Here is a 9,188-nt window from a genome sequence, read left to right on the forward strand (position 1 = left end):
TTGTTTATATTTGTTATTTAAACTAAAGCCATTGTGAATCAAAATCCTGAACAATTAGCCAGAGACCTTATTGATGAGAAATTAGAATCCAGCGGTTGGGTAATACAAAATAAAACCCAAATCAATCTGGCTTCTCACCTTGGCGTTGCGGTAAGGGAATATACTACCGATGTAGGGCCTGCCGATTATGTGCTGTTTGTAAAAGGAAACCCTGTAGGAATTATAGAGGCAAAAAGAATGGAAATGGGGCAAACCCTTTCTATAGTTGAAGAGCAGGGAGAAGATTATGCCAATGCAAAATTAAAATACCTTAATAATCAACCTTTGCCGTTTGTGTATGTAAGTACAGGCGAGATTACCAAGTTTACCAATTATAGAGATCCAAAACCCCGCTCCAGAGAGATTTTTTCTTTTCACAGACCCGAAACATTGTTGAAATGGTTTCAAAGTGAAAAATCCTTAAGAAGCGGATTACTGGATATTCCCGAACTTCCTATTCTTAATTTACGGGATTGCCAGATAGACGCCATTACCAATTTAGAAAAATCATTTAAAGATTTCAGACCTAAAGCATTGGTTCAAATGGCTACCGGCTCTGGTAAAACATTTACTGCCATTACTTTTATTTACAGGCTTCTAAAATATGCCAAAGCCAAACGCATCCTTTTTCTGGTAGACACTAAAAACCTGGGCGAACAGGCAGAGCAGGAATTTATGGCGTATCTGCCCAATGACAGCAACAGCAAATTTTCTGAACTCTACCCTGTTACCCGATTGAAAAACAGTTTTATTTCTGATGACAACCAAGTGTATATAAGCACCATTCAGAGAATGTATTCTATTTTAAAAGGGAGTGAATTAGACGAGAGTGCCGAAGAAAACAATCCGTATGAATCTTTTCAGCCTAAAGAAGCTTTGCCCGTAGTGTATAATGAAAAAGTTCCTGTAGAATTTTTTGATTTTATCGTTGTCGATGAATGCCACCGCAGTATTTACAATCTCTGGAAACAGGTTTTAGATTATTTTGACGCATTTCAGGTAGGGCTTACCGCTACTCCTGACAACCGGACTTTTGCTTATTTCAATGAAAATGTAGTGTCTGATTACGGGTATGAAAAAGCGGTGGTAGATGGTGTTTTAGTTCCTTATAATGTTTTTACCATTGAAACCAAAATTACCAAAGAAGGCGCACAAATACAGATGGGAGAACGTGTAGATAAAAGAGAACGCCTTACCCGGAAAAAGTTTTGGGAAACAGTAGATGAAGATGTAGCCTACAGCGGAAAGCAATTAGACAAAGACATTGTAAATCCGAGCACCATCAGAAAAATCATCAAAGCGGTAAAAGAAAACCTGCCTCAGATGTTTCCCGACAGATTGGATAAAGAGGGAAAATTCGAAGTCCCTAAAATGCTGATTTTTGCCAAAACCGACAGCCACGCCGAAGATATTATAGAAATTGTAAGAGAAGAATTTGGCGAGGAAAATAAGTTCTGCAAGAAAATTACCTATCAGTCTCAGGAAGATCCTAAAAGTATTCTAACCCAGTTCAGGAATGATTATTATCCCAGAATTGCGGTAACGGTAGACATGATTGCTACGGGAACAGATATCCGTCCACTGGAAGTTTTGCTGTTTATGCGTGACGTAAAAAGCAAAAGCTATTATGAGCAGATGAAAGGCAGGGGAACCAGAACCTGTTCACTGGAAGAATTGCGGCTGAAAGGAACACCTTCTGCACAATACAGCAAAGACCATTTTGTAATCATAGATGCAATAGGTGTGGAAAGTTCCCAGAAAACCGATAGCCGTCCACTAGAAAAAGCACCGGGCGTTTCCCTGAAAGATATTTTGCAGAGTATAGCGATGGGAAACCGCTCCGAAGAAATGCTCACTACTCTGGCGAACCGATTGATACGCCTTGACCGGCAAATCAATGAAAAAGAAAAAGCGGCCTTTAGCGAACACGCCAATGGTTTACAGATAAAACAGGTGGTTCAGAAACTGTTGGATGCTTATAATCCTGATGCCTTAGAGCAAATCAGAACCAATGTAGAGCGTGAAAAAACAGACGGATCTCCTGCGGAAAAAGAAAAAGCGGTAGAAGAACATCACCGGGCTTTAATAGAAAGAGCCGTGGAAGAACTGCACAATCCGGATTTGCGCAATTTTATAGTAGATATACGCAAGAAATACGACCAGATCATAGACACCGTAAACATAGACGAGATTACCAATATAGGATGGGCAACCGACCAAAAAGAACAGGCAGAAAGCACCGTAGAAGCTTTTGAGCGATGGGTAAAAGAACATAAAGACGAAGCTCTGGCATTGCAGATTTTCTATGATGCACCTTACCGGAGAAGGGAGCTTACCTACAAGCTCATCCGAGATTTGTACGAAAAACTCATTTTAGAGCAACCTGCCCTGCAACCCGCCAAATTATGGGATGCGTACAGCCAGATAGAAAACAGCCCGAAAACCAAAACCGAAAAACCCAAACAGGAATTGGTGCTTTTGGTGTCTGTGATCAGAAAAGCGCTGAAGATTGATGAACACCTTACAGGGTATGACCGAACGGTAGACAGAAATTTTAAACAATGGATTTTTGCACAAAATGCAGGAAAACATAATACCTTTACCGAAGAACAAATGCAGTGGCTGCGTATGATAAAAGATTTTATCGCCAACTCCTTCCATTTTGAACAGGAAGATTTTGAGTTAGACCCTTTTAATGCGCACGGTGGTTTAGGCAAGTTTTACCAATTGTTTGGAGACCAGTATTTGGAGATTATTGATGAATTGAATGAAGTTTTAGCGGCGTAGATTATGGCAAATAATGTTAATATTACCTCAAAGGGAATAAAAAAAGTTTTAAAAAATTACAATTTTTCTAATGCTTTTGCTGAATACATCTGGAACGGATTTGATGCAAAAGCAAATACAATTGAAATTAGATATGAAGCTAATGAGCTAGGCAAAGTTGATTTCATTGAGGTTTCTGATAACGGATATGGTATTAATTATTCACGACTGAACCAAAAATTTAAACCTTTTTATGAATCTGAAAAAGCAATTGAAATTTCATCTCCTAAACACACATCGTCCATGCACGGTAAGAATGGAGTTGGCAGATTAACTTTTTTTACTTTTGCTCATATTGCTAAATGGTTATCAACTTATAAAGAAAAAGACAGATTCATTACTTGTAGTATAAGCACAAGTGTAAATGAACTGAATGATTTTAATGCCGAATTGATTGAAAATAATTCAGATAAGACTGGAACAACAGTAACATTTTCTGATGTTCAAATTTCTAAAATGGACATTGAATCTACAATTATTCCTTTTTTAAAAAAAGAGTTTTGCTGGTTTTTAGAATTAAATAAAAAGAACAAAATTTTAATAAATGATGAATTATTAGATTATTCAGAGAACATATCTGATTACGATGATACTTTAGTAATTTACTATCCAAAATCCAGAACTAAATTTTCAATTAAATATATTCAGTGGAAAGAATCTCTAAATAAAGAATTTTCTAAATATTATTTTCTTAATTCAGAAGATGCTGAAGTCTATAAAGATTATACAACATTAAACAAAAAAGCAGACCAGTATTTTCATAGTGTCTATATTAAAAGTGATTTTTTTGACAATTTTGACTTTAAAAGTTCTGAAGATGAAAATCAGATGAAATTATTTGGACAAGCAAAGAATTCCCAAGAATATAAATACTTAATAAATGAAATAAATGAGTTTTTAAGAAATAAAAGAAAACCTTTTCTTAAAATATTCGCTGATAGATTAATTGAAAATTATGAAGAAAGTGGGATTTTACCATCATACGAAAATGAATGGGAAGAAAAATACAGAAAACATGATTTGATTGAGACAATTAAAAGTCTTTATGAAGTTCAACCCAAGTTATTTACAAATTTAAATAAAGAACAGAAGAAAACTTTTGTACGGTTAATTGATCTATTGTTAGACTCTAATGAAAGAGGGAGTTTATTTAAAATTTTAGAAGAAGTAGTTGAATTAGAAACTAAAGAAAGAGAAGATTTAGCTAAACTTTTTCAAGTTACTAGATTAAATCGCATAACCGAAACAATAAAGCTTATTGAAGATCGATATAAAGCATACTATATGCTTAAAGATTTAGTTTTTAATAAAGATTTAAAAGCAAATGAAGTAGACCATCTTCAAAAATTTATAGAAAAACATTATTGGATATTTGGAGAACAGTATCATTTAGTAACTGCAGCTGAACCTAAATTCGAAGAAGCTTTACGCAGATATATTTATTTACTTACTGAAAAAGATGAGTCAATTGAAATAGAACATCAACATAGGTTGAAAGAAATGGATATTTTTGCCTGCAGGCAGAATAAACATATTGATAGCATAGATAACATTGTAGTTGAATTAAAACACCCGTCTATTAATTTAGGTAATAGTCAGTATAGTCAGGTGTACAACTATTTAGATCTGATTCAAAAACAACAAGAGTTTAATGCTCCAAATATGAATTGGGAATTTTATTTAGTTGGCAATAAGTTTGACTCTACAAACTTTATACAAAACCAAATAAATACCAATAAACCCCATGGAATAAAATCACTGATAATGAATCTTGATAATGGCAGAATTAAAGTTTATGCCAAAACTTGGAGTGAGATTTTTACTGACTTTGAGATAAAACATAGTTACTTAAATGAGCAGCTAAGTCTTGAAAGAGAGAAATTAGTTAACGAATTACAAACTGCTAATGAAGTAATAGAATCGGCAGGAAATAATCTAGCTGTTCAACCAGAAGAAATTGTATTAGATGGGAACAAATAAAATAATTCAAAATTGGCAAATAAAAAAACTCGGAGAAGTTTGTGAAATAAGGAGTGGTAAAAATCAAAAAAATGTAGTAAATCCCAATGGAAAATATCCTATTTATGGTAGTAGTGGAATATTCGGGTATGCTGATGATTATATAAGTGAAGCTAATACTACAATAATTGGCAGAAAAGGAACTATAAACAATCCTATTTATGTAACTGAAAAATTTTGGAATGTTGATACAGCTTTTGGGTTACACTCAAAAGAAGAGCTAAACAGTAAATATCTATTCTATTTCTGTAAAAGTTTTAATTTTCACAAACTAGATAAGAGCACTACAATTCCGAGTTTATCAAAGACTGATTTACATTCTATTGAAGTCCCCATTCCCCCACTCGAAACCCAACACGCCATCGTCTCTAAAATAGAAGAACTCTTTAGCGAGCTGGACAAAGGCATTGCAGAACTAAAAACCGCACAACAGCAAGTCAAAACCTACCGACAAAGCGTTCTGAAATCTGCTTTTTTAGGTGAATGGGAAATTTTAAATATTAAAGATATAACAGTTGACATTTTTGCAGGAGGAGATAAACCTAAAGAGTATTCAGAATTAAAAAATGATATATTTCCTTATCCTATTTATGCAAATGCTGTTGCTAAAAAAGGATTGTATGGATTTACAAATTTTGCGAGAGTTAAAGAAGAATGTGTTACAATTGCTGGACGAGGAAGTGGAACTGGGCACATAGAATTAAGATCAGAGCCTTTTTTACCAATTGTAAGGTTAATAGTTGTTATTCCTAAAAAGGATATTATTACTTCAAAATTTTTATTCTATTACTTAAAAAGTTTAACTATTGAAATAGAAGGAAGCGCAATTCCACAATTAACGATTCCAACGGTTAAAGAATATTTAATACCTGTTCCTTCATTGTCAGAACAACATAGCATCGTTCAAGAAATAGAAAGCCGTTTAAGTGTAGTCGATAAAATGGAGCAAAGCATACAAAAAAACCTGCAAAAAGCAGAAGCCTTAAGACAAAGTATTTTGAAAAAAGCGTTTTGTGGGGAGTTGGTGTAAATAGTTATAAAAATGATAAGAATAGAATATCTAAAATTAAGCAACCATCCACAATTAGGCAGTATTGAATTATCACTTTCCGATATAAAAGAAATTAATAATTTATTTAAGCCTTATTCCTCTGTTATTATTGGACCTAATGGAACTGGTAAAAGTTTTATTTTAAGAGAAATCGCTGAAATTTTCAGGCTGTTTGTAGAATTAAAAAATGAGGAAAGAAAAACTGTTAGCTTTTCGTATGATATACATTTAAGGTATAAATTTCATCATAATACTTATGAAATAATATCTAGAGAAGGCTTTATTTCAGCGATAAAAAAAGAACAAAGAAAGGAGTACGTTTTTTATAAGAACAGACCTTTAAATGTTGAATTTTTTGACTCAAAATCTTTAAGTTTTATTATTACAAACTATGAGGTTTTGTTTAGGGAATTAGAATTTCCAAATAGATTAATTGTAAATTCAATTTTACAAACAGACAGATTTGTTTTCAAAAATAATAAGCCAGATAATTTTTATCAATATTTAGGCGCAAGAAGCACAAATTCAACATCCAGTACTAAATCAGCATCCAGAAAGACTATAAAATACTTGTTTAACTCCTCTACAAGTGATAATGATTTTTTAAAAAACTTAAGAGACCTTTTATCTTTTCTTGACTTTGAAAAGAAATTACAAATCAATTATACTACTAAAATTAATAAATTATTTTTTTCTGGAAACTTATCTGAACGGAATTTTAGAAGATATTATGAAGAATGGTGGCACGATGATTTTGAATTTTCTAATAGAAAGAAAGAAAACCCACTTTGGAGCGTCCCTTATTATCAAAACAATTTTCAACTAAATCCTAATTTAATTGCGAGTATTGTTGAGTTTTTAAATAGAATTTCAAAAGATAAACTGATCCATAAACCGAGATCAAGTGCTAAAATAATCTCTGTAGATTTATTTGATAATGATATGTCAAACAAAGACATGGAAATGTTAAGACATTTAGAAGCTCTTGACATAATAAATCTTGATGGCATTAAGATAAATAAAAATAATTCTACAATGTCGCTGAACGACGTAAGTTCTGGAGAATTTCATTTAATAATTTCAATGATCGGTATTTTTTCTCAAATAAAAAATGACAGTATTGTTTTAATAGATGAGCCAGAAGTGAGCTTGCATCCTAATTGGCAAATGCAATATATTACATTCCTCAAAAAAGTCTTTTCAAAATATCCAAGCTGTCATTTTATATTAACTTCTCATTCTCACTTTATTGTTTCAGATTTGGAAGGAGAAAGTTCCTCCGTAACATCAATTAATAGAGATGAAGAAGGAAAATTAAAAACTAAACTTATTGAAGCTGATACTTACGGATGGTCTGCAGAAGAAGTGTTATATAGTGTTTTTAATGTACGAACAACAAGAAATCTTTATATTGAAAAAGATATTAGGGAACTCCTCCATCTGATATCCGTAAAATCTAATAAAGTTAAATATATAAAAGAGATTCTAAAAAAAATTGAACCTCTAGTTTTAAATGAAATTGATCCATTAAATTTAGTTATTAATAAAGCAAGAGAGTATGTAAATTTATGATAAAACATATACAATTCAACACTAAACTGTCAGTATCTAAATATAGAAGATTAATTCGGGAGAAGCCTTGGCTTGGCAAATGGGACGAAGCAAGTTTAAAAGACATAAAAGATGATATAAAAGCACAGCTTGTAAGTAATCAAGATTGTTGTGCATATTGTGGTTTGCCCTTTAAAGGTAATAAAGATAAGCAAATAGAGCATATTGCTCCAAAAGCAAAGTATAGATATCCGCAATTTACTTTTACTTTAGAAAATTTAGTTTTATCTTGTATGTATTGTAATGACCTAATTGTCAAAGGAACTAAAGACACAATCATAGCACCATCAAGTAATCAGTATAGGAAATGTGATTTTTCTATAGTACATCCATATTTTGACGATCCAGAAGATCATTATGATTGGACTGATAATACCATTGAAGTTTTAATTCAAGTTAAAAATAATTCACTTAAAGCTCTCAATTCAATAAAAATGTTTGATCTCGACTCTCAATATATGTCAGAACTTCGTGGCGCAATTACAATTAGAAAAAAATTAAAAAATGAAATGCCATTAACCAATGATGATGAAATTTTAATTACTAAAGTACTTAATTATAAAACAATCTAAAATTTAAAATGAGCAACAATAATTCAGCAATAGTAAGCAAAGTATGGGCGTTTTGTAATACTTTAAGAGATGATGGTGTAGGTTATGGAGATTATCTGGAGCAGCTTACCTATCTGCTGTTTTTAAAAATGGCACACGAATACAGTTTGCCACCCCATAACCGTAATTTAAACATTCCTGAAGAATACACTTGGGAAAGCCTTTTGCAATACAGTGGAGAAGCTTTGGAAGTGCATTACAACATAATGCTAAGAGAACTCGGCAAAAGCAAAGGAATACTGGGACAAATATTTGCCAAAAGCCAGAACAAAATACAAGACCCTGCGAAACTCTACAAACTCATCAAAATGATTGATGCGGAGCAATGGGTAATGATGGGCGTAAAAGACAAAGGAGACATTTATGAAGGTTTGCTGGAGAAAAACGCAGAAGACACCAAAAGCGGAGCGGGACAGTATTTTACCCCTCGTCCTTTAATTAAAGCAATGGTAGCTTGTATGAATCCTCAACCCAACAAAACCATTGGAGACCCGGCTTGTGGAACAGGAGGTTTCTTTTTGGCAGCTTATGATTGGCTTACAGAACACCATAATCTTGATAAAGAACAGAGACAGTTTTTAAAATACCACACTTTCAAAGGAAATGAAATTGTAGCCAGCACCAGACGATTGGCTTTAATGAATTTGTTTCTGCATAATATTGGGGACATCGATTCTGATAATTTTATTTCGCCGAATGATTCGCTTATTGCAGATTCAGGAGAGCGTTTTGATTATATCCTCGCCAATCCGCCTTTTGGTAAAAAAAGCAGTATGACGTTTACCAATGAAGCAGGAGAACAGGAAAAAGATGAGTTAACGTATAACCGTCAGGATTTTTGGGTCACGACTAGCAACAAACAACTGAATTTTGTGCAGCACATCAAAACCATGCTCAAAGAAACAGGAAAAGCCGCAGTTGTTTTGCCGGATAATGTTTTGTTTGAAGGAGGAGCAGGTGAAACGGTCCGTAAAAAACTAATGGAAACAACCGATTTGCATACCATTTTACGTTTGCCAACGGGTATTTTC

The 9,188-nt window shown here is 33.1% G+C and carries 6 protein-coding genes; all 6 read left to right on the plus strand.

Annotation, left to right across the window (positions count from 1 at the left end):
* Positions 1–33 precede the first annotated feature (33 nt).
* Entirely contained in the window at positions 34–2,826 is a 2,793-nt protein-coding gene (locus WFK35_RS17095) for a type I restriction endonuclease subunit R (RefSeq protein ID WP_336733600.1), read from the plus strand.
* A gap of 3 nt (positions 2,827–2,829) precedes the next feature.
* Entirely contained in the window at positions 2,830–4,845 is a 2,016-nt protein-coding gene (locus tag WFK35_RS17100; protein ID WP_336733601.1) for an ATP-binding protein, read from the plus strand.
* Positions 4,832–5,914, plus strand: a complete 1,083-nt coding sequence (locus WFK35_RS17105) for a restriction endonuclease subunit S (RefSeq protein WP_336733603.1) — start codon at positions 4,832–4,834, stop codon at positions 5,912–5,914. The genes WFK35_RS17100 and WFK35_RS17105 overlap by 14 nt, the downstream gene beginning before the upstream one ends.
* A 12-nt stretch (positions 5,915–5,926) precedes the next feature.
* On the plus strand, positions 5,927–7,507 hold the full coding sequence (locus WFK35_RS17110; RefSeq protein WP_336733604.1) for an AAA family ATPase: 1,581 nt from the start codon (positions 5,927–5,929) through the stop codon (positions 7,505–7,507).
* On the plus strand, positions 7,504–8,118 hold the full coding sequence (locus tag WFK35_RS17115; protein ID WP_336733605.1) for a retron system putative HNH endonuclease: 615 nt from the start codon (positions 7,504–7,506) through the stop codon (positions 8,116–8,118). Before WFK35_RS17110 ends, WFK35_RS17115 begins: the two co-directional genes overlap by 4 nt.
* Before the next feature lie 8 nt (positions 8,119–8,126).
* The coding region (locus WFK35_RS17120) for a type I restriction-modification system subunit M (RefSeq protein ID WP_336733606.1) at positions 8,127–9,188 on the plus strand (1,062 nt) is incomplete at its 3' end.

The organism is Chryseobacterium sp. VD8 (genome assembly GCF_037149975.1).
GTDB classification, from domain to species: Bacteria; Bacteroidota; Bacteroidia; order Flavobacteriales; family Weeksellaceae; genus Chryseobacterium; species Chryseobacterium indicum.